The organism is Aquimarina sp. ERC-38, from assembly GCF_026222555.1.
GTDB lineage: Bacteria > Bacteroidota > Bacteroidia > Flavobacteriales > Flavobacteriaceae > Aquimarina.
Genome location: NZ_CP098511.1, coordinates 1,683,634 through 1,710,008, shown reverse-complemented (window position 1 = coordinate 1,710,008; position 26,375 = coordinate 1,683,634). Strand labels below are relative to the sequence as shown.

Annotated in this window: 23 protein-coding genes; 12 read left to right on the top strand and 11 right to left on the bottom strand. The window is 35.1% G+C overall.

Annotated elements, in window-relative coordinates; translation table 11 throughout:
- Window positions 1–62: 62 nt before the first annotated feature.
- Complete coding sequence (locus NBT05_RS07225) at window positions 63–2,150, top strand: tetratricopeptide repeat protein (RefSeq protein WP_265772822.1); 2,088 nt, start codon at window positions 63–65, stop codon at window positions 2,148–2,150.
- A gap of 39 nt (window positions 2,151–2,189) precedes the next feature.
- Here the strand turns inward: NBT05_RS07225 and NBT05_RS07220 are convergent, their stop codons facing one another.
- From NBT05_RS07220 to NBT05_RS07185, 8 genes are all read right to left on the bottom strand, one after another.
- Entirely contained in the window at window positions 2,190–4,616 is a 2,427-nt protein-coding gene (locus NBT05_RS07220) for a DUF4114 domain-containing protein (protein ID WP_265772821.1), read from the bottom strand.
- 125 nt (window positions 4,617–4,741) lie between these two features.
- Window positions 4,742–5,461 carry a LytR/AlgR family response regulator transcription factor gene (locus tag NBT05_RS07215; protein ID WP_265772820.1) on the bottom strand — a complete coding sequence of 240 codons (720 nt, stop codon included), beginning with the start codon at window positions 5,459–5,461 and terminating at the stop codon, window positions 4,742–4,744.
- Between the two features lie 10 nt (window positions 5,462–5,471).
- Window positions 5,472–5,789: an Hpt domain-containing protein gene (locus NBT05_RS07210; protein WP_265772819.1), complete on the bottom strand. Its 318-nt coding sequence runs from the start codon at window positions 5,787–5,789 to the stop codon at window positions 5,472–5,474.
- Between the two features lie 5 nt (window positions 5,790–5,794).
- On the bottom strand, window positions 5,795–6,847 hold the full coding sequence (locus NBT05_RS07205) for a sensor histidine kinase (RefSeq protein WP_265772818.1): 1,053 nt from the start codon (window positions 6,845–6,847) through the stop codon (window positions 5,795–5,797).
- Window positions 6,847–7,980, bottom strand: a complete 1,134-nt coding sequence (locus NBT05_RS07200; protein ID WP_265772817.1) for an FIST signal transduction protein — start codon at window positions 7,978–7,980, stop codon at window positions 6,847–6,849. The genes NBT05_RS07205 and NBT05_RS07200 overlap by 1 nt, the downstream gene beginning before the upstream one ends.
- A gap of 77 nt (window positions 7,981–8,057) precedes the next feature.
- Window positions 8,058–9,266, bottom strand: coding sequence for a sensor histidine kinase (locus tag NBT05_RS07195; RefSeq protein ID WP_265772816.1), 1,209 nt, complete (start codon window positions 9,264–9,266; stop codon window positions 8,058–8,060).
- The gene (locus tag NBT05_RS07190; protein WP_265772815.1) at window positions 9,259–9,804 is read right to left on the bottom strand and encodes a heme NO-binding domain-containing protein; all 546 of its coding nucleotides are present in this window, start codon (window positions 9,802–9,804) and stop codon (window positions 9,259–9,261) included. The genes NBT05_RS07195 and NBT05_RS07190 overlap by 8 nt, the downstream gene beginning before the upstream one ends.
- 208 nt (window positions 9,805–10,012) lie before the next feature.
- Window positions 10,013–10,423, bottom strand: a complete 411-nt coding sequence (locus NBT05_RS07185) for a response regulator (protein WP_265772814.1) — start codon at window positions 10,421–10,423, stop codon at window positions 10,013–10,015.
- A gap of 196 nt (window positions 10,424–10,619) precedes the next feature.
- On the opposite strand from NBT05_RS07185, the gene NBT05_RS07180 reads away from it, so the two are divergent.
- Window positions 10,620–10,841, top strand: coding sequence for a hypothetical protein (locus tag NBT05_RS07180; protein ID WP_265771902.1), 222 nt, complete (start codon window positions 10,620–10,622; stop codon window positions 10,839–10,841).
- Between the two features lie 31 nt (window positions 10,842–10,872).
- Window positions 10,873–11,802: a UPF0236 family protein gene (locus tag NBT05_RS07175; RefSeq protein ID WP_265771901.1), complete on the top strand. Its 930-nt coding sequence runs from the start codon at window positions 10,873–10,875 to the stop codon at window positions 11,800–11,802.
- A gap of 108 nt (window positions 11,803–11,910) precedes the next feature.
- Here NBT05_RS07175 and NBT05_RS07170 read toward each other — a convergent pair whose 3' ends face one another.
- A complete protein-coding gene (locus tag NBT05_RS07170; RefSeq protein ID WP_265772813.1) occupies window positions 11,911–13,143 on the bottom strand; it encodes an IS256 family transposase in 1,233 nt (410 codons plus the stop codon).
- 55 nt (window positions 13,144–13,198) lie between these two features.
- Entirely contained in the window at window positions 13,199–13,684 is a 486-nt protein-coding gene (locus NBT05_RS07165; RefSeq protein ID WP_265773218.1) for a transposase, read from the bottom strand.
- A 228-nt stretch (window positions 13,685–13,912) separates the two neighbouring features.
- On the opposite strand from NBT05_RS07165, the gene NBT05_RS07160 reads away from it, so the two are divergent.
- The 3 genes from NBT05_RS07160 to NBT05_RS07150 all read left to right on the top strand — a co-directional run bounded on the left by NBT05_RS07160 (window position 13,913) and on the right by NBT05_RS07150 (window position 15,911).
- On the top strand, window positions 13,913–14,056 hold the full coding sequence (locus NBT05_RS07160) for a hypothetical protein (protein WP_265772812.1): 144 nt from the start codon (window positions 13,913–13,915) through the stop codon (window positions 14,054–14,056).
- 217 nt (window positions 14,057–14,273) lie between these two features.
- Complete coding sequence (locus NBT05_RS07155; protein WP_265772811.1) at window positions 14,274–15,446, top strand: IS256 family transposase; 1,173 nt, start codon at window positions 14,274–14,276, stop codon at window positions 15,444–15,446.
- Window positions 15,447–15,665: 219 nt separating this feature from the next.
- Entirely contained in the window at window positions 15,666–15,911 is a 246-nt protein-coding gene (locus tag NBT05_RS07150; RefSeq protein WP_265772810.1) for a transposase, read from the top strand.
- Between the two features lie 185 nt (window positions 15,912–16,096).
- Here NBT05_RS07150 and NBT05_RS07145 read toward each other — a convergent pair whose 3' ends face one another.
- Window positions 16,097–17,203: a formylglycine-generating enzyme family protein gene (locus NBT05_RS07145; protein ID WP_265772809.1), complete on the bottom strand. Its 1,107-nt coding sequence runs from the start codon at window positions 17,201–17,203 to the stop codon at window positions 16,097–16,099.
- 300 nt (window positions 17,204–17,503) lie between these two features.
- On the opposite strand from NBT05_RS07145, the gene NBT05_RS07140 reads away from it, so the two are divergent.
- The 6 genes from NBT05_RS07140 to NBT05_RS07115 all read left to right on the top strand — a co-directional run bounded on the left by NBT05_RS07140 (window position 17,504) and on the right by NBT05_RS07115 (window position 26,323).
- On the top strand, window positions 17,504–18,502 hold the full coding sequence (locus NBT05_RS07140; RefSeq protein WP_265772808.1) for a GntR family transcriptional regulator: 999 nt from the start codon (window positions 17,504–17,506) through the stop codon (window positions 18,500–18,502).
- 148 nt (window positions 18,503–18,650) lie between these two features.
- A complete protein-coding gene (galK, locus tag NBT05_RS07135; RefSeq protein ID WP_265772807.1) occupies window positions 18,651–19,805 on the top strand; it encodes a galactokinase in 1,155 nt (384 codons plus the stop codon).
- An 18-nt stretch (window positions 19,806–19,823) separates the two neighbouring features.
- Window positions 19,824–20,849 (top strand): UDP-glucose--hexose-1-phosphate uridylyltransferase, encoded by a 1,026-nt coding sequence (locus NBT05_RS07130; protein ID WP_265772806.1) that lies wholly within the window; start codon window positions 19,824–19,826, stop codon window positions 20,847–20,849.
- A 563-nt stretch (window positions 20,850–21,412) separates the two neighbouring features.
- The gene (locus NBT05_RS07125) at window positions 21,413–24,211 is read left to right on the top strand and encodes a hypothetical protein (protein WP_265772805.1); all 2,799 of its coding nucleotides are present in this window, start codon (window positions 21,413–21,415) and stop codon (window positions 24,209–24,211) included.
- A 301-nt stretch (window positions 24,212–24,512) separates the two neighbouring features.
- Complete coding sequence (locus tag NBT05_RS07120) at window positions 24,513–25,397, top strand: sialate O-acetylesterase (RefSeq protein ID WP_265772804.1); 885 nt, start codon at window positions 24,513–24,515, stop codon at window positions 25,395–25,397.
- A gap of 11 nt (window positions 25,398–25,408) precedes the next feature.
- A complete protein-coding gene (locus NBT05_RS07115) occupies window positions 25,409–26,323 on the top strand; it encodes a sialate O-acetylesterase (protein WP_265772803.1) in 915 nt (304 codons plus the stop codon).
- Window positions 26,324–26,375: the final 52 nt, after the last annotated feature.

Here is a 26,375-nt window from a genome sequence, read left to right as displayed (position 1 = left end):
TCAGAAGGGAAAATTCTTTATTTGTTTAAAGTTATGTACCTTGTTAGTTAAAATACCCTTTTATGCCCCGAATTTTAACCTGTACTTTCTTTTTACTTTTTACCTTAGGTATTATGGCCCAAGACATGACCGAAGGCTTTGTTTATCTGGAAAATGGGAATTTTGAAAAAGCACAGAATTATTTTAAGAAAATGGTAGCGATTTACCCCACTAATAAAACAGCAAAACTTTGCTACGGAAGAGCCTTAGGGTTATCCGGAGATCCGGAAAAAGCCATTTCGATTTTTAAGGAATTAAAAACAATATATCCTAAAGATTTTGAAATTAAAATTAACTATGCAGAATCCCTTTTATGGAATAAAAATTATAAAAAAGCGAAAGAGTATTACCAAAACCTAAACCATGATTACCCTGACAACTTTGCTGTAATATTAGGTTATGCTAACACTTTATCTAACCTTAAAGAGTATCCTGAAGCACTTCTTTGGGTCGATAAAGCTTTACAATTACAAAGTACTAATCAAAATGCTTTGTTATCTCTAAAATACATACGATTAGGATATGCCTTTCAATTATCTCAAAATAAAGAATACGAAGAGGCTTTACACCTTTTAGAACAAAATATTAAGGATTTTCCCTCTGATAAAGATACCTTGTTGAATCTTGCCGAGTTGTTTCTGAAGTTAAAACGTTTTGATAAAGCTCAAAATACCTATAAAGCTATCGCTACCAATAAAAAAGACAGTATCATTGCCTTAAACGGTTTAGCTCTAGTAATGCATAAAAAAAATCAAAATAAGAATGCTTTACAACTTAGTAACCAAGCGGTTCAAAAAGTTAAAGAAATTCCTAATGATACTACGTTATACCTAACTACCCAAGAGCGATATATTCAGGCGTTACTCTGGAATCGCAAATTTCGCGCAGCTAATAAACAAACAACTCTTTTAGAAAATACATATCCTACGAATCCAAAAATCTTAAGTTTAATAGCTACCTACGGAATGTACACCGGAGATTTTAAACAAAGTCGTACAACCTACCAGGAATTACTGGAAACCTATCCCTCTTCTTTTGATGGAAACCTGGGAATTGCCAATGCGTATCGAGCCTCAGGTTTGGACATCAAAGCTTTGTCAGCTGCTTATAAGACCTTATTCTACTATTCCAAACAACCTGATGCCGAACAGTTAGTAAAAAAAATTAAAAAAGCTCATACCCCTTTTCTCACTCAAAAGACCGCTTATACTTTTGATAACGGAGATAACCGCGCCATAAATTCAGAATTTTCTGCTTTAATTCCAATAAGTCCGAAGCTTAAATTGTCCGGACAATATGTATATCGTTCGACTGAAAATAGTGTTTCGGAACGGGAAGCAACCGCACAAGAAGCCAGCTTGGGTGCGCGTTATAAACTTACCGGAAATACCCTTCTAAAATCTACTATTGGTATCAATTATTCAGAGGGTTTTACTACTGATTATTCACAAGTATTAGGAACCCTGGAAGTAGCAACCAAACCTTTTAAACTTCAAAATGCAAGCCTAGGATATCAGCGACAATTACAACAATTTAATGCAGACCTTATTGATCGGGAAATTGTCATGAATAATTATTACCTCACTTATAACCTTGGCACTACTTTTAATTTGGGTTGGTATACACAATTGATGCATACTTCGCAATCTGATAAGAATACTAGAAATCTGTTGTTTACTTCTTTATATTATACTTTATTACACCGCCCCGTTCTTAAAACCGGGATCAATTATCAAAACATCTCTTTTAAAGATCAGGTTCCTACCATTTATTTTAGCCCTTCTAAATTTAACCTGGGAGAAATTTTTATTGAAGTATTAAATAGTATGGAAAAACCTGTTTTTTATCATTTAAGTGCAGCTGTGGGTAGGCAATGGGTTGAAAACGATCCATCTTCAAATACGTTTAGGGCAGAAGCAAAACTAGGGCATCATTTCTCAGATCGGTTTATTGCAAATTTATATGCGAAGTACAGTAATATTGCATCAGCAACTGCTGCCGGGTTTGAATTTACTGAATTTGGTTTTTATCTTAAATGGTATTTCTTGAAAAAACCTTTATTTCATAAGAAGATAGATTCTCTACAAAACAGCAACGAAATCAATAAATGATTCCGTTGCTAACCCAAATTTGAAATAAAAAACCCTAAACTATTTTATGATAAACCTTTTTGAAATTCGGTATCCTTTATTATTAGTAATCTCGTATACATATAAACCAGGTGCTAAATCGTTACGATTAAACTGAAAGATTCCCGTTTTATTAGTTTGTTTTTGTTGCGTACCTACTTTACGACCTGTAGTTGTATATACTTTTAATGTTATGCTTTGATTTATTAAAGGAGTTTGAATGGTCGTTTGATCAGTAAAAGGATTCGGATAGTTATAGGTTTCTGTTACAACATCAACTACGTTATTTGTGGTCATATTTAGAAAGGCGGCCAATCTTACATTTTTAATTTGAACCTCAAAGTTCTGATAAGAGTTGTAGTCTCCTTGTATAGAAAATACAATGTTTTTTAAAGCAATCCCGTCAGCTGTTCGTCCTTGTGTATTTGTAAAATCTGAAAACGAAACATGATGTGTTTTCAATACTGATGAAGCTTTAATGGTAAAGCGTAACCTATCTTCCCAACTGTCTAGGCCTTCTTCCACCATTATAACTTCGACATCTTTATCTGATTTCAGGTCGAAGCTTAAAGCTTCAAAGTTTGTAGTGGACATTGCCTGATCACCGGCAAGAGCATTTCTGAAAATATTTACCGTTTCTTTAATGCTTCCGGACAACAAAACATTTCTTTCAAAAGCAATTTCGCTTGTAGTTGAATTATGATTTGATGACTCAACTTGAAATTCTACAATATCAGCTCCCTGATCCAGGTAATCTAATCCCCAGGGACCGTCTGCCAAATACAATCCATCGGAAATTGTGCTGTGCGCACTTTTAATGGCTATCCCAATATCAAAAAGACTTTGTGTATCCACACTGATTTCTTCTTCATAGGCACCCGTTAACGGGATGTTCTTAATTAAATTTTCTTCTGCTGAGAGCTCAGTTTTTCTATAGTTCCCGGTTAAAGAAATTGAAGTTTCTTTAGTTTTATTAATTAGCGTCAAAAAGAGTTTTCCAGCTTTATAATATCCTTCTTTTACAAAAACATTCGGAATGAGTTCACTTTCGTTTTGAGACTTTAGTTCTTTTTCTTCTTTCAAGGAGGTTAAAACGCTTTTAGTTAAAAAAGCCAACTGTGGCATGGAACTTCCCCATAATTGAAAATTCTTATAGGTACCGGAAGGATAATCTTCAATATTCCATAAACTTAACAGCGTATTAAAATCTGCTGACTCTTTGATAGAGAAATGTATGGTAAACTCCTGCTCTCCAGATTTCTTTTTCAGTTTAGTTAAAATCACTTTATATCCGTCAATCATTACCGTTCGAACGTCGTCTAGTACTGCGTTATTTAATCGGTCACAGATAGTTTTAGTGTGGTTATAAACGTTTTCTTTTGTATAAATAGCTAAAGCTGCAGCTGTTCTATTTCCTTTATCATAATAATCAACTGAAAAAACCTGCGCTGCATTTGTAATTGCTACTAAATCCTTCGGACTGGAAATATGAGCCACTTCAGTACCTTGTAAAGAAGTTTCCGGTAGATACGTACTAAGATCAATGCCGTTGGACTTATAAGAAAACATTCCCGGTATAAACCTGGTTTGTACATTTTTCTTACTTAAAAAACTATTACTTTTTGTCCGGTTAAAATTACGTTTTGCAATTAAATCCGCTAACCGCCCGTTACTTTCTAATCCTCCGTTGTTTGCCGAAGATACATCGGTAGCACTGGCAATATCTGCATAATTCTGAGTTTTTATGGCTGAAAAAGGATTTGCCGTAACATAGAACAACGCGTCATTGAAATCATTATCGCAGGATCCGTAATCTCGTCGTATATCTTCAAACCCAAGAATGATTCGTTCATTTTCCGGATCTGCAAGTAAAACGTTATGATATCTTAATGCTTCATCTGCTTCCGGGTTAAAATTAGGATTTGAGAAGAGCTGCCATAATCCGTTACCTACTTTATTATCAGACCAGGCATTTGCTAATAGTACCCATCCAATTCCGGTATCCGGAGGAAAAGTACCAATAGAAACTTTATTCCCTACCTCAAGGCCTCCCCCACTGTATTTTTTAGAAACATTAGGAAATACAATAGTAATCTCCTCCGGAGTGGGACGTGTTTGTTGGGGATTGTTTATATTATAAGTATAAAAACCTAATACGTTTTTATATCCTGCCCCTTCTCCTACAAAAGTGACCCATACTTCGGCTGGTTTCTCAATAATAATATCCGTATCATACCCTGAAGATATGTAATGCGGATTATAATCCGGTACAGGAAATCCTTCGGGTAAGGCTTTGGCAATCGTATCTAATAAGGCTTGCGAAACTATATCGCTTTCTACCAGGTAATCCGGAACTCCTTCGCTATCATATCCTCCTAAAAATTTGTAATTCTGGCTTGTTGCGGAAAAGCTTAAGGTTAAAAGTATTACTAGTGTAAAAATTCTCATATTTTCTAAAGATTTGGGTTATATCTTCAAAAATACTTTAGAGTTAAACGATACCGGGGGAAGAATCGATGAGTGGAAAATTACCTTCGACCAATGGTGAATTTGAATAGTACAACAAGTACTACCTATAACAAATTCAACCGTTTCATTAGTTCCGGACGCTTAGAACGGCTTACAGGAATGACTTCCTTTTTAATTAGTACACTATTATCTTCAATATCTACAATTTTGGTAGTATTAATTATGTAAGATCGATGAACTTTTAGAAAAATTTCCTGCGGAAGCTTTTCTTCGATCTTTTTCATGGTAGAATGTACAATGTAATTTTTAGTATCTGTTTTAACTGTGATATAATCCCCTTTTGCTACGATTATTTCAATACTGTCCATATCTAATTTAATTAATCTTCGGTCAATATTAATATAAAGGTCTTTACGATCTGTAGTTGTTTCTTCAGTGAGTGTATCCGCTGGTTTAGAAACAATCGATTTTTTGTTGAATAGTTGCGCTTTTTGAATTGCTTTTAAAAATCGGGGTAAAGTAACTGGCTTCACCAAGTAATCTACAATACAATCGTATTCAAAAGCTTCTAAAGCAAAATTTTTATCCGAAGTGGTCAGTATAATTTTAGGAGGATGTTTTAAGGTTTGAATAAAATCAAAACCGGTAAAATCCGGCATATGTATGTCGAGAAATATAAGGTCTACTTCGTTTTGATTCAGGTATTTAATGGCTTGTATAGCATTGGGAAAAGATGCATGAACTACCAGGTCATCTACCTGGGTACAGAGTTGTTCTATAATCGCTCTGGCAGTTTCTTCATCATCGATAATAATGCAATTCATAAATAAGGAATTAAATTTTAATCAAAAATGCTTCTATGGATTCTAAAATACGTATAAAATCAGGATAAAGGGAATATTCTTCATCTTTTAATTCGTTTTCAAAAGCTATTGCTACTTCGTAGCCTTTTTCAAAACCTAACATACCGATTTTATGTTTTAACTTATGTACATTCTCCGCAGTAAGCTCATACCTCTTTGCTTGATAATTTGACAAAAAAGTTTCTTTTTCTTCAGGAAACTCCCGTTTTACAATGGCAATTAATTTCTGTTTAAAGGCATCTGACCCAGCAGCCAGTTCTTCAATATAATTTAAATTGGGTTGTTCCATAGTCGTTATTTAACAATGGTAAAATAAAACGAAGTTCCCTCCCCTTCTTTGGATGAAAGCCAGACTTTACCTTGATAATAGTCTACAATTTTTTTTACAATAGACAGTCCGATGCCTGTAGATTTTTTTTCAGTATCCAGGCTTTGAAAAATTTCAAAAATTTTTTCGTGGTAACGCTCCGGTATTCCCACTCCATTGTCAATAACATAAAATTGCCAGAAGTCCTCTTTTTCTTCATGACCTATACGGATCAAACCTTTGTCTTTTTCTATACTCTTTACCGAGTTGCTAAGTAAGTTTTGAAAAACCTGTTTGATTCGAAAAGGGTCTCCTTTTACAACTGGTAAAGAGGTGTCCATAATAAAATCAATATGGTCACCACTGGATATGCTATCAATGGTTTCTTTTACTAAAAGATGTAAGTCAAACGCCACGTCGGGTTTGGTTTGTGTATCAATCCTGGAATATTGTAAAATACCATCTATCAGGTTATGCATTTTTTCAAGATTCTTTTCGATATGACCTAAATGGCTTAATGTTTCCCCATTTAAACTATCCGTATCTTCTTTTATAAAAGCAATAAGTGTATGTACGTTATGTAATGGAGATTTTAGGTCATGTGAAACTATCTGAGCATAATTACTAAGCTCTTCATTACTCTTTTCCAAATCTTTTAAAATTTGGCTTTGTTCTTTTTCAAACCTTGAAATTTTTAGCGCCTGCTCTTCAATAAGTTTTGCCAGTTCTATTCCCGTAAGGGTCTCACTTTTATGATTACTAGCAATTTCTTTATTTACCTTCAGGGATTTTAGGATTTTAGTTGCATCTGTTAAGCGTTGAATAACTAGACGTTGCTGTTTAGATTCTTCTTTTAATTTTTGATTAGCAGAAAATAGTTCTTCAGAACTAATGGACATAGCTCGTTGTAACATGGCAAATTGATCTTCATAGTTCACATAAGACTTTTCAATTGCCGCTAAAAACTCTGCCAACTCCGGATCATCCTGGTATTTTTGAGGTAAATTTTTACGTATTTGACGTTTTAATAAAGAATTCATTATTCGCTAAAAAGGGTTAAGGTCATCGTTTGATTATGAAGTTCGCATTTTTGACTCCCATTAAACGGAGCCAACTCTCCGTAAGAGTAAAAACCGGTAATTGTAGCAGAAGTACCAATAACTTCTCTTACCTCCTCAATTTCTTCTTCGACCCGCTGATCCATTACTAATTTACGGCCGATACAACTAATCAAAATAGCAAGTTCGGGTTCTTGTCTACGGGTTGCCATTCCGAGTTCGGCTGCTTTTGCTGCTCCTTCTGCAATTTTATCAATATTTGCCATCATCAGTTGCACCATTGAACCTTCGGGCACGTCTCCTGCTAATATCATAGCGTTATTGTCTTCATCAATAGATAGTATGGTTCGTACAATAGCTTCTTCTTTATTTGCTGATTTTACACTTAGCGGATACAATAAAGCGGATTGTGGTAACTGCGAAGCTTTTTCTCCTAAATACTTTTTATAAAGCTGTAATGCTGGTTTTTCATCTAATTCATACAAAATATTATCAGCAGACCGGGTAATTATCCTTTCGGGACCAAATGGAGTCCATCCTCCGAACTGTGCTTTGGTTATCTCCAGACTTTCTCCGTAAAAGGCAATAGCTAGTACCTCTCCTTCTTTAGGTGATTCGTTATACCCTAATAATGTTTTTTCAAACCTTGCATCATCACCGCATAGCCCTCCGGTAAAAGAAACCGATGTGTGCTTGGTTTGTAAACCGTCTACTAACGCCGAACCGTTAACAAAACTGCCTTCACTAATAACCAGTACATGTTTAAGCTTTTTAGCATCAATTTGAGCTGCCAGGATTTCCCCAGTTCGGAAAGCATCTCTATTATAATTAAGAATATTAGTACGCTGTACGGTAAAAGTACTTTTTTCAAATTCAATCGCAGTAACCCCAATAGCATCGTCGTATACATTTTCTCCTAGTATTTCTCCGGCTGAAGATCCTATTATCAATTCTCCATCCGGAAATAAAGATCGTATTTCTTCATAAACCTTATCATTTTCTAATTGAAATCGGTTTCCAAAAACAAAAACCAGAGGTCTTTGAAGTAGAAAAGTTTCATCTGATAAAAGCTTCCATGCTTCACCGTTTTGTTTTAGGTACTGTTGAATTTTCATTTATTTTATTTTTCAATGTTCAAATGAACTGATAACTTTAAGCCTAATTTATTTTTAACCTAATACTCGGACTTTTCCTATTTATGCAGGGTAAAGCGAAAGGTTGCCCCATTTTTATTTGACAAAATTTTAATTTCCCCTTTATACAGGTCTACTACTTTTTTGACGATTGACAATCCTACCCCGGTAGATTCTTTTGAATTAGTAATGGTCTGAAAAATCTCAAAAACTTTTTGATGGTAGGCTTCCGGAATGCCTGGGCCATTATCCGAAACTTCAAACTCCCAGTAGTCTCCGCTATCCTTTACAGACAAAGTGATAATTCCTTTTTCCTTATCGTTATATTTAATAGCATTACTAATCAAATTCTGAAAAAGCTGCTGTAAACGGAAACGATCTCCCTGAATTACTGGTAATTCATCGATAATTTGTACTTGAATATGATCCGGATAATGAATGACTTCCAGAATTTCATTAATTAACTGGTTAAGGTCGATTGCTTTATTTTTTTGCTGAGTACGCTCAATACTGGAGTAACGAAGAATTCCTTCAATCAAATGATCCATCTTTTCTACTTTAAGAAGAAGCTGATTAAAGGATTTTTGTGCATTCTGATCCAGTACTTCCTGATAGTCCTCTTTTAACCAGGTGATCAGTGCATTCATGCTCCGAAGGGGGGATTTTAAATCATGCGATACCACATGCGCAAAATCCTGTAACTCTTTATTATTACTTTCTAATTCAATCAGTAATTCTTCACGTTGCTGCTCCTGTTGTAATTGCTCGGTGATATCACGTACAATACCCTGCGCTCCTATAATGCTATCATTATTTTTAATTAAGCTTGCATTGATATGTACGGATCGTACTCCCTTATTTTTTGTATACACCCTTGCTTTATAATCGGTAAAAGCACCTTTCTGCAATAATTCCTGAAATGACTTCATCGCATAAGCCTTATCATCTTTATAGATTAAAGTAGTTACATTAAGTGGTTTTTTTTGGATATCATAACCAAATAGTTCTTTGGCGGATTGGTTCATTTCAATGACCTTCCCTTCCGTATTCATTAAAATGTAAGCATCTACTAAATTGTTGAATACACCTTGTAGTTCGTTATTTTTAGTATCATATAAATTTTCGAGACGAGTATTAGCGGCTTTTAGTTCCTGAGTACGTTCGTAAAGTTCTTTACTTTTTTGCTCAAGGATAGCTTCCGCTTGTTTTCTGGCAGTTTTTTCACGTTGTAAAGCTCTTTCTAAAATTTCGGTAGTGGCTCTAGTCATCCAGAAGGTATATATCAAATTTCACTTCGGTTCCGTCAGTCTTAAGTTTAGTATAAGTAATAGTGGCTTTTTTATCAAAATATCGAAACGCACTTCGCATCAAGCCCAGACCAAAACTATACATTGCCCTATCGGATTTATATATCATTATTAAAGAGTTATCGGTTTTTTTCAAAACTTCAAAAGAAGGTAATTCTGCTTCGGGATATATTTTACGAACCTCTACGTGAATATGATTTTCTATTGCATTTAACAATTCGATAGGTCCGGCATATTGGCGTAACATGGTTCCGTAGCTTTCTTGCAGAACTGTAAAGAAGTGTTCTCCGTAGATCAGTAGTAATTCTTGCACATCAATCCCGGTATTTAGACTTAAATTAGTGAGAAGTTCGGCCATCTCAGAAAATTTATAAGTTCCGATAGCCGTGTAAGCTCCGTTAGAATTTAACGTGGATTGTGTAATGATCCGATCTACCATTTCGAGACCGAATTTAGATTCAACCAGGTCTAAAAACTCTGTAAATACAATACCTTTCATTCATTTTGTATATACTAGTTAGCCTTTAAAGATCCTGTGTGATAATTGATGATTTACTTATAACTTTATAAACCAAACTACAATCTATCTATAAATTATTCAAAATCAATCAGTTGTTGTCAACTTTTCCTAATTGCTTTCTAAAGATATAGATTTTTCTATAAATACTGATAATTCCCTTGATTGAATTTTATAAAAAAGCTATGTACTAACTAGTAAATAATTCATTCAGACTCCAATAATTAAGCAGTGCCTTCATTTTATCCACATAAGCTTCATATTTGAGTGGCTTGATCATATAGCCGGCGATTCCCGCCTCATAACATTGCTTAACATCTTTATGGTTATTGGAAGTACTTAAAATAATAACTGGTATATATTTTAACCTTTCGTCCTTTTTCAACATAGTAAGAAACTCGAGACCGTTCATTTTTGGCATATTCAAGTCTAATAAAATCAGATCTGGTAATTGAGAAGGGGTTTCTAAAATTTGTATAGCTTCTTCTCCGTTAATTGCTTCCTGAAGTTGATGTGGATACCCATTCTTACTTAAAACTCTCCCGAATTTTAAACGTTCAATTTCATCATCCTCAATAAGTAGAATTTTAAGCGTCTTCATTTTAGTTGTACTTTAATAGGTGATAAAAATGCAATTTTATACCGGAAATTGTCGTTGAACTTCGACGAATGGTAAATTAAGTGTAGACAAATGGTAAATTAACTTCGGTAAGTGAGAAGGAGGTGGTAGTAATTAAAATGGTTGTACGACAAAAATCCGTTTAGGAAGAAATAGTTATCTTAGGGATAAAAATATAATGAGTAAAAAAGCCGAAGCTTTAGCTATATTTGAGAAGCATTTTACAGAATGGGAGTCCGATCCAAAGCGTATGGAGAATGGTTATCAATATGAGTTTACATATGCCTTTATGATGGAAAAGATAGAGCAGGAAGTCCTACAGCTATCAGTTGGAGCTATACCAAATGATAAGAACTTAAAAAAAACTTCACACCCGATACGGAAAGATAGAAGTATGTAAGTCTCATATTATAGCTAAAAGTCCGGGTAGTATGGCTATTAGTAGCCTAGCCCAAGAGACGATGTGTTTCATAGGGCAACACTTAGTTTTCAGCGATGCCGAACAAGTTATCAATAGTTTAACGGGGGCAGGTGTCAATGCCAAACAAATAGAGCGTATCTGCCATAGGTATGGGCAGTGGATAGAAGATGCTGATACCAAAGTTATCTCAGAGCAGGTTTACAAAGAATATGATTATCAGAAGGCTAATGAACTTCATTACGTAAGTGTCGATGGAGCTATGTACCTGACACGGGAAGAAAGTTGGAAGGAAAGTAAGTTAGGTAGGGTCTACCAACCCAAAGATATTGTTGAAGTAAGCCCAAGCCGGACGGAGCTAACTAGCTCGACTTATATTACCCACCTGGGGGATCATAAAGAGTTCACCTCTAAGATGGACTATCATCTAGAGAACCTGAACAACCTTGTCTTTATCGCTGATGGTGCCAGGTGGATTTGGAAGTGGGTAGAACGATACTATCCCGAGAGTATACAAATTGTAGATTATTACCATAGTAAAGAACATTTATGCGAATTTGCCAAATTATATTACAAGGATGAAAACAAAAGGCATGATTGGATAAATAAGCTTTCCCAACAGATATTAGACAAAGGTATTGACCTTATTATCGAAGTACTTGAAGAATTACCTAAACAACAAAAAACCACAGCAAAGAGAAATAGACTAATCAGTTATTACAAACAAAACAGAGACAGGATGCAATACCACAGATATCTCGAAAAAGGGCTTCTTATCGGTTCAGGTGCTATTGAATCTGCTCATAAAGATGTATTACAACAACGCTTAAAACTATCAGGCCAGCGATGGACTATGGAAGGGTTCCGACAAATGGCACAACTCAGAGTGGTATATAAAAGCAATCAAGAACACAGAATCAAACAATTAGATTGTGTAGACTAAACTCTGTCTAAATTTATTTTTACGTTTTAAAAATAATTTGATTTTTTCTTTTCACAAAATTGATTTGAAAAAATCGAATTGTTTTTAAAATGAACCCTAGCGGTAGCGTCACGAACTACCTGGTTTTACCTCCAAATCAAGTTCTACCCGATCCCCAAATTTGATATATAATTGCTGGATAATTAAACTCCAGTTCTGTAAAGGGGATGTCCATTTCTTCTGAATGTTTTTAGTGGCTAAATAAACTAGTTTGAGCAGAGCCATATCATTGGTAAATGCACCCTTAGTTTTAGTTACCTTGCGCACTTGACGGTGAAAACCTTCCACGGCATTAGTGGTATAGATCATCTTACGGATAGGGGCACTAAATTGAAAATACTGTGAGAGTTCCTCCCAGTTGTTCTGCCAACTATTAAGGACCACTGGATATTTACTACCCCATTTCTCTTCTAACCGTAAAAGTTCCTCCTCGGCCATATCTTTACTAACAGCACGATACACCTTTTTTAAATCCTTTAAAAACTCCTTTTGATCCTTGGAGGCTACACATTTTAAGGAATTACGAATTTGGTGGACAATACAAAGTTGAGTGATGGCTTTGGGAAAAACACTGATAATAGCATTAGTAAAGCCTTTTAGGTTGTCTGTGCAGGCAATTAAAATATCTTGCAAACCCCTGTTTTGAAGATCCGTAAGTACTTGTAGCCAAAAATTAGCCCCTTCACTCTCTGAGACATACATCCCTAGTACTTCTTTGTATCCGGACTTATTAATACCTAAAATGTTATAAAGAGCCCTGTGTACTACCTTACCGTCAACCCGGACTTTATAGTGCATAGCATCTAGCCAAACAATACAGTACATCGATTCTAAAGGACGACTCTGCCAAGCCTTGATATCAGGAATGATCTTATCAGTAATCTGACTCAATACCGTATGAGAGATATCGGTATCATAGAGCTCCTTAATATGAGCTGAGATGTCGCGTAAACCCATCCCAAGACCATATAAACCAATAATCTTCTCCGATAAGTTCTCTGCTAGAATCGTTTGGCGTTTTTTAACTAATTCTGGCTCAAAATTACTTTGACGATCTGTGGGGACTTCTATCTCAAAAGTACCTTCACTGCTCTTAACCGTCTTTTTGGATTTGCCATTGCGCTTATTGCCTTTTAAACGCTCAACATCGCTTAAATGAAACTCTATCTCTGCTTCTAAAGCTTTTTCTATAAAACTCTTTAGTATCGGTGCAAATGCACCGTCCTTGCCAAATAAACTCTTGCCCGTCATAAATTGCTCAAGGGCTTTCTTCTCTAATTCTTGTTGTTCTGTAGTTATCATCTTATCTGAGTAAATATTAAAATTAGTAATTCTAAATCTTCAGATAAGGTTTAATTTACACTCTCAGCAAGCATTTAGAGAGATACTCTAATCCATATTTGAATATAGATACAGCTCTTCTACCGTGTTTTTTAACTTTTATTGGTTTTAGTTCCCTATCAATAAAATCACCAATCTTATAACACCATATAAATGCTATCATAACTAGTAGAATTAATTTCTCTAGCCTATCAAGATGGGTTAGGTGAGTATCCTCGAGGTTAAACCCACTGGTTTTCAAACCCCTGAACAAGGTTTCTATCTGCCATCTTTTAGCGTAGTACTCCAGGGCTTGCTCTGGTTTGTTAAAGGAAACAATAATACAGAAGTCTGTTTTTCCTTCTTTGATAGTTTTACTACCTGATACATAACAATATTCTCCGTGCATTTTAACTATTTTTGAATAGTGCCTTAACTCTCCAACTTTCAGGTTATAAAACAAATGTTGTGCTGTAATTTCCCGTTGCTTTCTTGGACAAAATATTTTAAAGTTATTACGTATGCGGATGAAGTAAGGTATATTGTTCTTGTTAAGGAAGTTGAGCCACTCTTCCCCATAAACTCCCTATCTGCTAACAAACAGTCAATGCAATCCTTACCAAAGCAATCCATAAAACTTTGAACTAATTCAATACGTTCATTAGTATTTGAGTTTCCCCTTTTGTCAAGCATTTTAAAGAGTAAGGGGAAAGCAACGTTTTTATAACTAACCCCCAGCATAAGGATGTTTATGTTTTTATTACCAAACTTCCAATTGGTCCTATCCATAGATAAAACCAAACCCTTTTTCTGGGGAAGTAAGCTAAAGATAAGCTTGGCTACCTATATTGCAAATAAATCGGCAAGTGCCATAAAGCGTTGGATACGCCTGTAATTACTTGAGGCATCCACTAATGTGGCAAAGCCAGCAGCAAGTTTGACAAAATTGACCGACTTTACTTTGCACAAAGCATCTATAAACAAGCAGATAAAACGGATTCTAGCTAGATACCCGTCCAAAAAAGTGTGTCTGTGTAATGAAAAAGTTTCCAACAATTTAACAATTTTACAAAATTAACATCACTGTAAAATTTTAAAAATTGAAGGAAACCATGAACCTTACAAAGAAACAAACAGAATTTGTACTGAGCAAATTTTTAGAAAAGCCAACCGGGCTCAATGATGTCCTGGAAATGGTACTTAACGCAATGCTTTACAACGAGTGCAGCGAATTTTTGGCTACAAATGCTACTCAAGGTAATAAAGCCAATGGCTACCGTTTGGGGAAGGTCTTTGGTCAGGGTTGCCAGTTAGAACTGCGCATCCCCCGGGACCGTCAGAGTATGTTTAGCCCAGTACTTCTAGCCCTGTTCAGGGAGCAAGAAGATTACCTTCGCGAGGTAAGTTTTCAGCTCTACGGTAAAGGGCTTACTACCCGGGATATCGGTGAAGTAATGCAAACTCTCTATGGGCGTCACTATAGCAAAAGTAGCATTAGTAATTTCACCCAAAGCTTTTATGATCAGATGCGCCTATGGCGAGAGCGTACCCTGGAGTCCCACTACCTTGCCATCTTTATAGATGGGTTGCAGGTAAAAGTCAGGCGCAACGGTAAATACCAAAACGAATGCTATTATATTATACTAGCCTTAAAAGAAGATTATACCCGGGAGGTCATTGCTATAGAAACCCTGCCCAATGAATCAGCTACAGGTTGGAGGTTGGTGCTACAGGGACTTAAAGAACGGGGGTTACAAACAGTTGGACTGGTGGCCTCGGATAACTTGAGTGGTATTACCTCAGCTGTAGCCAGCGTGTGGAAAGCTACCCCGCATCAGTTGTGCTGCGTACACTTGCAGCGAAACTTGCAGGCAAGGGTACGCCATCAGGATAAAGCGGAACTGGCAAAAGACCTCAGAGAAGTACTCTCGCCAGGTGTAGTAGGTCATACCCGGGAAAAGGCAATGAAAAAGATAGGCCAGATCAAGATCAAATGGAAAGACTACCCAAAACTGATCTCTCATATAGACAAAGTGCCATGGGAAGATTACCTTACTTATCTGGATTTTGACCATAGGGTACAAAGAATGCTCTATACTACCAACTGGATAGAACGCTTTAACAGAAGCGCAAGAAGGACCCTTAAAGTAAGGTCCGGACTCCCTAGCGAAGAATCAGTATTGACCTTAATTACCAGTGTCGCTATAGAAAAAGGCAATAAAAAGTATGCCTATCCCGTATATAATTTTAAATTTGAGAATAAACTAAAAAAACGTGATTGTTAATTTGATTGAAAACTTTTTCTAAACAACCCCAGACACACTAAAATGGACACTACCTCTAGCTAGGTTTAGGTTACCTTTAAAATGGGCTTTAAAGAGTGTTAACAATTCCATATTTTTAGCCCTGATACCGGAGTTCTTTTTTAAAGTCATTACTTGAAGAATAATACTTTAATATACCGAACTCCGGTATTTTTATATAACAAAAAGCAAACTTATTTTATGGACTTTTTAATAGTTATCTGTTTTTTGTCATGTACTAAACTAAAAAAGTTTAAACCAGTTCATTTATTAGATTTCCGTCAATGGGTTTTCGAAGTAAAGGAAAAAGAAGGGCATACTTTAGAATTCTTGCCACCCTATAGTCCGCAATTAAACCCTATAGAAAAGAAATGGGCACAAGCTAAAAACGTTAGAAGAAAGTTTAACCATACCCCAGAGCAACTTTTTATTTATACCAAACTATGACATTTTATTTTAATTTTGCTATACAATAATCTCACAATGGTTTACATAGAAAATTTTTCTTTCCTTCAGCATTACAAGTTCTCCATCCTATTATCTATAGGCAACAATTTGTTGTTGTATTCTAAACCCAATCAGGTCATACATAAAAACTCCCACCTTACCAATTATCCCTTACTCTACCCGTATCATCCATCACCATTCAACAACATCTCCTTAGTAGCTACGGTTCTGAATCCTACGTGATCTGATCCGGAGTCGGCGGTGGTTCCCATACGTGCCGAAATTCTATAACTGGCACAATAAGAGGCATGACACAGAAAAGATCCTCCTTTGATTACATGTTCTACGGCGTACGGATTGTTTGGGTTATAGGATTTATCTGCTCCTTTTGGGTTGGTACTGTCTTCATCTGTTCGATTAGCGTAGTAAGAGACATTAAAATAATCACTGGTGATCTCCCAAACGTTACCGGACATATCATAGATCCCTATGGAGTTAGGTTCGTAAGATTTGACCGGGGATATGTATTTGAAACCGTCTACCGGATCATTAAGGGTTGGAAACGTACCCTGCCAGGTATTCGCTTTTTGATCCAATAGTTCCGGGTTATTTCCCCAGGTAAAAATGGCATTGGTATGTTCGCCTTGTGCTGCAGCTTCCCATTCTGCCTCGGTAGGAAGCCTTCTATTTGCCCATTTACAGTAAGCTACCGCATCTTCGTAGGCAATATGCACCACTGGATAATAATCCTGCCCTTCTATAGAAGAACCTGGACCCTGGGGTTGTTTCCAATTGGCTCCAATCTTCCAGGTCCACCATTGCGTATAATTTTCCATATTAGCCACAGCTTCCACATTTTTATTAAAGGTCAAGCTGCCAGGCTGTAAAATAGAGTCATGAGGTTTAGGCGTACCCGGAGGCAAATCTTTCTTTAGTAGTTCCCAGTCAATTTCACGTTCGGCAACCGTGATGTAGCCCGTAGCATCCACAAAGTCTTTGTATTGTTTATTGGTAACTTCGGTAATATCTATAAAAAAACCATCTACGCTAACGTAGTGTGCAGGTTTTTCACGCATCATAGCATACGGATCATTAGCCTTACCGCCCTGTAAAAACTTCTTTGGTGCTACCCACACCATGCCTTCGGGTGTTTTAACAGCTATAGTTTCTTCCTTTTTCTCTTCTTTATCTTCGTTTTTTTTCTCATTTTGAACTTCATTTTTACAGGAGTAAACCATTAATAATATTAGTAAACCAATAGTAAATAGAGGCGTGTTGCTTTTAGATTTCATTAAGACGGAAGAATTACTTTATCTCTTTTTGATAAATATAAAACTTTTAGAAGCTTGTCAAAGTCATTTACTGTTAATAAAGATAACTTTATATATTTCCTAAAAAGCCTATTCGAAGTTTATAAAAAGTGCTAAAATTGCTTTTGTCTATTTTTTTATACACTCTTTCTTATTTGTAAACATATAGAAGCACATTTGAACATATCATACCTTGCATCTATAAATCTATCAGAAAAATAAAAATTACCATACCAGTACCTACCAGTTTGTTATTAGGATTTTATGTTTTATATTTGTCAAATGGAAATTGTAACAATTGAAGAAAAATCTGGTACGCCCAAGTACAAGCAAATTGTTGCTTCCATTGAAGATGCAATTATAAAAGGCACTTTAAAAAGAGGAGATAAACTACCTTCTTTAAATAGTATTAAGGAACAACATTCTCTCTCTAGGGATACAGTTCTTACGGCATTTAACGAACTAAAAACTCGTGGAATTATTCAGTCCGTGGTGGGCAAGGGTTATTATGTAATGAGTGAGGATGTAAATGTAAATCAAAAGGTATTTTTACTCTTTGATGAATTTAATTCTTTTAAAGAAGATTTATACAATTCTTTTCTAGCTGGCATGGGTAAAAACGTACAGGTAGATATCTTTTTTCATCATTTCAATCCGGATGTATTTGCTAAATTAATCAATGACAATGTTGGTGATTATAGTTATTATGTAATTATGCCTGCCCACCTTAAAGGAACTGAACAATGGATGAAGCGACTTCCAAAAGATAAAGTTTACATCCTGGATCAAACCCACAAGGAATTGATCCAATATCCTTCGATTTACCAAAATTTTAAAAAAGACATATATCAGGGTTTGCAAGAAGGATTGAAACTGCTAAAAAAGTATCAAAAAGCAGTTTTACTTTTTCAAAAACAACTCCAACCTAAAGGAATTTTAAAAGGGTTTAAATCTTTCTGTACGGATTATCATATTGCGTATGAAGTTACCGAAACACTTAGGAACAGAACATTATCACAAGGTGAAGTATATATTATTTTGGATGATAAAAATCTAATTCGGGTGATAAAAAACATTAAAAAACAACATTTTAAGATAGCTAAAGATATTGGGATTATCTCCTATAACGATACGATTTTAAAAGAAATAGTAGAAGGAGGTATTACAACCATCTCAACAGATTTTAAACTTATGGGGGAACGATTAGCGCAAATGATTTTAACTAATGAATTTGCACAAGTAGAAAATTTTAATAGCCTAATTATTAGAAAATCACTGTAAAATTACATTTATAAAAGAGAAAAAATACAAATGCTACATACATGTTATGACCTATCATATTATATAAGAAACTTCTTAAAAAGTCACTTATCTATACGTTCAAGCATACAGGTGTAGTAAATATTAGATAATTGTTTTACAAATCATTATGAATAAAAAATTAATTAAAGAAGTAAAGCGCAGTTTTAAAACTCAGTTTAAAGATAAGGATAAGCCCTTACTCATATTTTCGCCCGGTAGAATTAATTTGATTGGAGAACATACGGATTATAATGACGGATTTGCTTTTCCGGCTGCAATAAATAAGGGAATTGCTCTCGCCATTAGTAAGAGTGACTCAAAAAAGAGTAAAGCCTATGCCTTGAATAAGGAAGAAATGTATGAATTTGATCTGGAAGGTATAGCACCTTTAAATAAAGGCGGTTGGAGAAATTACATTTTAGGTGTAGTAGCAGAGTTACAAAACTTCGGAAAAACTGTGGGTAACTTTAATAGTGTTTTTGCTGGTAATATACCGGGGGGTGCTGGGATGTCTTCTTCTGCCGCGTTAGAAAATAGTTTTGTATACGGATTAAATGAATTGTTTGATTTAGGTTTAACCAAACATGAGATGATTCTAATTTCTCAAAAAGCAGAACATAATTACGCAGGCGTGAAGTGTGGTATTATGGATCAATACGCCAGCATGTTTGGTATCAAAAAAAGTGCCCTATTACTAGATACCAGAACCGTAGAATCGGAACCCTACAAAATTGATTTCAAAGATTATAAATTAATGCTGATCAATACAAATGTAAAGCATGATTTATCCGAAAGTGCCTATAATGACAGACGTGAAGTATGTGAAAAGGTTTCAAAATTACTAAATATTGTTGCTTTACGAGATGCCTCTAAAGAAGATTTAGATAAAATTAAATCTGATATTTCTGAGGAGGATTACCAAAAGGCACGTTATATTATCAATGAAAACAATCGGGTACTAGAATTTTCTGAAGCTATTCAAAAAGATGATATTAATACTTTAGGGGATTTATTATATCAATCTCATGAAGGCTTAAGTACTAAATATAAAGTAAGCTGTGCCGAACTGGATTTTTTAGTGGACAGAGCCAAAGAAAATGAAAATGTACTGGGTTCTAGAATGATGGGAGGAGGTTTTGGTGGTTGTACCATTAATCTAGTTAAAAAAGATGAGTTTAAGAAGTTTAAAAAAGAAGTGTCTAAAAAGTTCAGACAAGCGTTTGAAACAGACTGTTCCGTTTATAGTGTAAAGCTAGCACAGGGAACACAAATAGTTAATTAACAAATTTAGAAAAAAAGCATGGAAACATACCTGCAAGATTATTCACATAAGCGTTTTAATATTCTTACCGGAGAATGGGTTTTAGTCTCTCCGCACCGGGCTAAACGACCCTGGCAAGGACAAAACGAAGCTATTGCTAACGAGCAACGTCCTGCATATGACCCTAATTGTTACTTATGTGCCGGTAATACCAGGATCAACGGAGAAAAAAACCCTGAATACAAAGATGTTTATGTCTTTACTAATGATTTTGCCGCATTGCAAACCACTTCTCCAAAATTTACCGTAAACGAAGGCTTATTTAAAGCTGAAAGTGAGCAGGGTATCTGTAAAGTAATTTGTTTTAGCCCGGATCATTCTAAAAGTCTGGCAGATATGAAAGTGGAAGACATTAATAAGGTAGTTAACACCTGGCAAAAGGAATATGCGGAGTTAGGGGCTAACGAGATCATTAATTATGTACAGATTTTTGAAAACAAAGGGGCGGTCATGGGTTGTAGCAATCCGCATCCTCATGGTCAGATATGGAGTCAATCCACCTTACCAAATGAAGTTGCAAAAAAAGACCAACATCAACGTGCTTATTTTAATGACAAAAAAAGCAGTTTATTAGGGGATTATTTAAAACAAGAACTAGAAGCCAACGAGCGTATCATTTATCAGAATGAAGATTTTGTGGTATTAACTCCGTTTTGGGCAATTTGGCCTTTTGAAGCCATGATTGCACCTAAAAAGCAATATACGGATATCACTAAAATTTCAGAACAGGAAAGTTTAAACTTTGCAGATGCAATTTCTAAAATTACGAAAGCTTTTGATGCCCTGTTTCAATGTTCGTTCCCTTATTCCAGTGGAATTCATCAGGCTCCTACTAATGGAGAATCTAATGAACATTGGCACTGGCATATGAGTTTTTATCCACCACTTCTTAGAAGTGCGACCGTCAAAAAGTTTATGGTAGGTTATGAAATGTTCGGTTCGCCGCAAAGGGACATTACCGCAGAACAAGCAGCAGAAAGGTTAAAAGATTTGATAGTAAGCTAATAAATTGTTGTTAATACTTTGATTTTTAGTTAAAAGGATAAAGCAATTATTTAAGATGGCATGTTTTTAGCTAATGAAGAATCAAAGGTTTTTAATTTTTACTAGATAGTTGCTTTTTTAGGCATAACTATGGTTTGGCGTATGTAGATGTCATAGCTTTTTACCAAAATACTTATTTAAAATTTTAACTTATTTACTTTTTGCATTTTAGGATTATTACGTTTTAACCGAAAATAGGAGGCACTATTATTAGTGTCCGGTTAAAATAAAAGTCTATTAAGCATCGTAAAATAAGGTAATTTCAAACTTTAAAATATTAGAAGGCTGCTTTTTTACTTTTTTAAAAGTAATTTATTTTTTGAACTAAGGCTCTAGTTTATTATAGTATTGGCGTATTAAAATTAACCCAACTATTTAATTTACAGCTAACTATCCTATCCTAAATCTTTTCTAAAGGAAAGGAATTTTAGCTACCTTCCCTTTGGGAAGGGCTGGGATAGGATTGATACCCGTGCAGGCGGGTCTTGAATCTTTACCGTACACTAATGTTAAACTATGTATCAATGAGAAAAATACTAATTTCGACAATAATTTTACTTTTGAGTTTAGGAAACCTAAATGCGCAGGAAATTAAAAATAATGGTTTTTATGGTATCGAAACAGGTTACACGATAACCAAAGTATCATCTGCCCTTAACAACGGGGAATCCTATATTATCGGAAATAGTTATGAAGGCACCCTTCTAGGTATTTCTTACAATGGGGATATTTTATGGCAAAATAAACTTTCCGGTTTTATGAACCACGATATCTGGTGCAAGGATATTAACGGGGACGGAAGGGATGAAATTCTGGCGGCAAATGCTGACGGAACCGTTTATTGCCTGGATTATCAAGGAAACTTATTGTGGAAGTTTAAAAAAAATAGTGCCCCGATGTATGCGGTTTGTACAGTTCAAACGGGTACGGAAACCTATGTGGTAGCTGGTGGTTTTGATAAAAGTATTTATTACTTATCCCCTCAAGGAGAATTAGTTAAAGAAATAAAGTCATCTACCTATTCTATAGAAGTACCCAGATCGAAATACAAAACAGACCTTCCTGAAAAAAATGTAAGTACTGCTAATTTTATAAGACCTATTCAGCAAAAAGACGGAGAGGATATCCTGGCAGTTTTAGGAACTAACAATCATATGAATGTTCCGGGTACCATGTACCTTTTTAAGGTACTGGAAAACTTACCTTATAGAAAGGATCAACTAACTGCCAATGGTCAAAAAAGACTACGGGTTATCGGTGATTTTTATTTGGCAGACCTTAATAATGATGGTATGCAAGAAGCAGTTTTAGGTACTTCTGCGCATTCTAATGATAATGCTTTTTTAATTTATAACCCGGTTACTGGTAAATTTGTTTATAACAAGTTAAATAAAATTAGAACGGGTTATGATGTAGTAGAAGTTGCAACTATAACAGAAAATGATCAACAACTTTATGTAGTTAAAGTTGGCAGCCAACTACGTTTAATTCCTTCGGATCTTAATAATGACAAAGCAGAAATAGTAGAAGGTACTTATGCATTTAATGATTTGTATAAAGACCCAAATACAAATAAAATTTTATTAGCAAGTGAACAAAGTGGTGGCAGTAACATTTATGTAATTGATACAGATAAAAACGGGTGGAAAAAGGGATTTTCACAATCAAAGCCACAGGGGAAGATTGCAGAAATTTTAAAAAACACAAATGCCATAAGAGCATCCCTTAAAAACTTTAAAAAACCCTCCTGGCAGAGGGATAACCTACCAGTATATTTGATGACTGAACAAATTCCTGAAAAGGTAAAGAAATTAAAAGAAGAAATTTCAAGCACTTATAATAGTCCAGTGTTTTTAAACCATGGCAATATCCCTCGGGAAAAATGGGATAGATCCAAATTACAAAATGAAGTGTATAGAAAAAAGCGGGACAGACGTGCAAAATATATTCTATCACAAGATCAGGTTTTAAATAAGGTGAGAAAGAAGTTTGAAAATGAAAAAGGTTATGCTTATTGGGGAGGTCATGGTAACGATCCTTTTATGTATCAGTTAGAAACCACTAAAAAAGTGCTGGACCTTGCTAACGGAAAGAAAACAGTCTTAATTTATCCCGAATTAGAAGATCATTCTGAAAATTTAAATTTTGTTGTGGATAGCTTATTATATCCACTGGCGGGTTATGCCAAAGATAAAAATGCAAATATATTTTTACGTTCAAAAAATATATTTTGGTTGGGTTCTAATTACTTAAAACCTTGGTCAAGATTAATGTCAGGTGAATTTGCAGAAGTTTTTGTACCTGCCATGGAAGAAACTTCTGACAAGGTGATGGAATTAAGTATATCCGGCCGTTTAGGAATGTGGGCCAGTGGCGCGGTTAATTCCTGGGGAACCAGGGCAGTCAGGGATAATACTACATTGGATCGGTCAAGACAGTACGGGTATCAGAATTTACCCAATCACTTTTTAAAGATGTTAATCTACCATACGGCTTATGGTGCACAATTTATAAATAATTATGCGGTAGATCAGGAGTATCTCAGTCTCTATTGGGAATTAATTGCAAAAGGGGCCATTTATGTTCCAAAACGTGAAGAAGTTTTAAGTTTTTCACCAGTTCATGTGAGTATGAAGGAACCGGATGCACATTTTCTGGATGATGGTGCTAATATAAAATGGACGGTTTTTTATGATGAAGATTTTGAAAAAGACAAGCCTTTTGTATTTAGTAGGATGAATGGTTCATGGCCTGGAGCACCTGTTACAGAATGGGATTTTTCAAGATATGCAGCAGGTGTTACCGAGAGAAGATTAAACTTTTTACCGGAATATAAAAACGGAATGGTGCTTATCACACCTCCTCAGAATGGTATGTTTGCAGATCTAGATGCACCGAGAGGAACTTTACAAAGCCATTTGCATCCGCTCTACAAAAATATTATGAAAGAGTATATTACAGATGGTAGAAATTACTATTCATCAGATGGTAAACAAAGCTTTCCTGCAGATACCTATTTTAAAACTATAGAAAAAGACATTCAGGATTTATCAAAAAAACTACCAGTGACAGTTTCCGGAAATGTTGCCTGGGTAGTTGCCCAAACATCACCAAAGCATTTAAGGTTAACGCTTATCGAGAATGGCTATATCAATCCGAATAAAGCAACCGCAATAGTAACCTTCAATACAATTGCACCTACAAAAGTTTCAGATATTTTAACTAAAGAAACTTTTAAAACCAGTGAAAAATCAGAAGTTTCAATTGAAATTCCTCTAGGGGGTTTTCGATTTATTGATATTGAATTGGATGAAGCTTTATAAGCTTACCATAGGCAAATTAGAATTCAGAAGGCTATTACTTTAAAACTAAGATTTGGACACAAAACTTGGGCGGTACCATTTTAGTAGATCCGGAAGGGTTTAGAAAAAACGCTCAATTAAATTAATCTGTTTTCTTATTAAATTGTTTTGAAATAATAAATAGAATGTACTTTCATTATACATTATTTAATTTCCTGACCTATCTCATACCTTCTTTTATCCACAAAGACGTTTTATGTATTGAAATATACATAAAAATATAGTTTAATTTCTTTATTGATATGTATAACACACTCTTAAAATGAATATCCGTATTTTAAAAATTTTTGCTCTACTTTACTCTTTTACTATTTCTTTGGGAAATGCACAAAATGAAGATGAAGTTCAGGTGGTGTTACTTGCTGGTCAATCAAACATGGTTGGCCATGGAAATTATGATGAACTGTCTGCATCTGTAAAAGATCGGATTGAAAAAGTAGCTTCGAGAGTGCTGGTTACGGATTTTAGAAACCGACCAAAACCGTTGTCTGAAGTAGATGGAAAGCAAACGGAAAAGTACCCTTTCTCAAAACATTTTGGTCCGGAACTATTCATGGGGCTAACGCTAGCTGAAAAATATCCGGATCACCAATTTTTAATGATAAAAACTGCTACGGGAGGTACTTCACTACATGGAGCATGGAACCCTGATTGGAGCCAGGAAAAAGCAAATATTTCTGAAAAAGGTGAGGTTAGAAAGAAACTTCAACTTTATGCTAAACATATAGATAATAGTAAAGTTCATTTAAAACGCTTACTTACAGAAGGAAAAAAGTATAAAATAATGGGTATAGGTTGGCTACAAGGAGAAAATGATGCTGGTAAACCTATCGCTGCAAACAATTACAAAGTTAACTTACAAAATTTAATCAGTAGCTATAGAAAAGAATTTGGCATCGCTGATTTACCCTTTATCATCGGACAAATAAATGTACCCCCCAGAAAGTACGCTGAAGGACCGGAACAGGTAAGAACGGCAATGCTGGAAGTGGCAAAAGCTGATAAAAAAGTAGCAATCGTAACAACAAAACCTGACAAACCCTGGACTGACTATCCCAAACATCCGGACAATGTACACTACAATGCCGAAGGACAAAAAAAGCTAGGAATTGCTTTTGGAGAAAAATTAATAAACTTGATGGACTAAATTCTTAAAACATGAAAACTAAATTAAAGATTCAAAACTACTTAGTAGTACTCCTAATCATTTTTGCAAGTTGCAGATTACATTCAATACCTGAACCTATTAAGAAAAACCTTGATAGTGTCGTAAATGTTGTTTTATTAGCTGGGCAATCCAATATGGTAGGTTTTGGTAATTACGACGATTTATCAGAAGAACTTAAAGATAGAATAGCTAAAGTTGCAGATAGAGTTACCGTAAGCTATACGTACTTAAATCAAGTACCCTTATCGTATTCTAAAAATAAACCTAATGAGAAATATAGTTTTACAAAACGATTCGGTCCGGAACTATTTATTGGTTTAACCCTGGCAGAGAAATACCCAAATAAGGAATTTCTTTTGATAAAACATGCAAAAGGAGGCACTTCTTTATACGGTGCCTGGAGTTCTGATTATACACTTGAAAAAGCAAAAGAAATAGAAAAAGGAGAAAAAAAACAAGGTTGGAATTTACCGCAGATACACATTAATTTAATTAATAAAAACCTAAACATCCTAAAAGAAAAAGGGAAAGATTACAAAATTATTGGTATGGCCTGGATGCAGGGTGAAAATGATGCCCTGAAAGAATTTGCTGCAACCAGTTATGCAGAAAACCTTCAAAAGTTAATTGAAAAGTACAGAACTACCTTTAATGAAGAAAATATGCCTTTTGTTTTCGGACAAATCAATTCCAGGTATGGTATAAAAGGGGGTCCGGCAATAGTACGATCCCAAATGGAAAAGGTGCCAACCATGGTACAGAATACTGCCATACTTAAAACAACCACCGATAAAACTTGGTCTGATTACCCAAAACACAAAGATAATGTACATTACAATGCAGAAGGGCAAAAAAGACTGGGTATTGCCTTTGCTAATGAATTAATTAAAATGATCAATGAATAGATCCAGTTATAAAGTGTAATTAGTTTTCTGGTTAAGGCATAGATGCTATTTA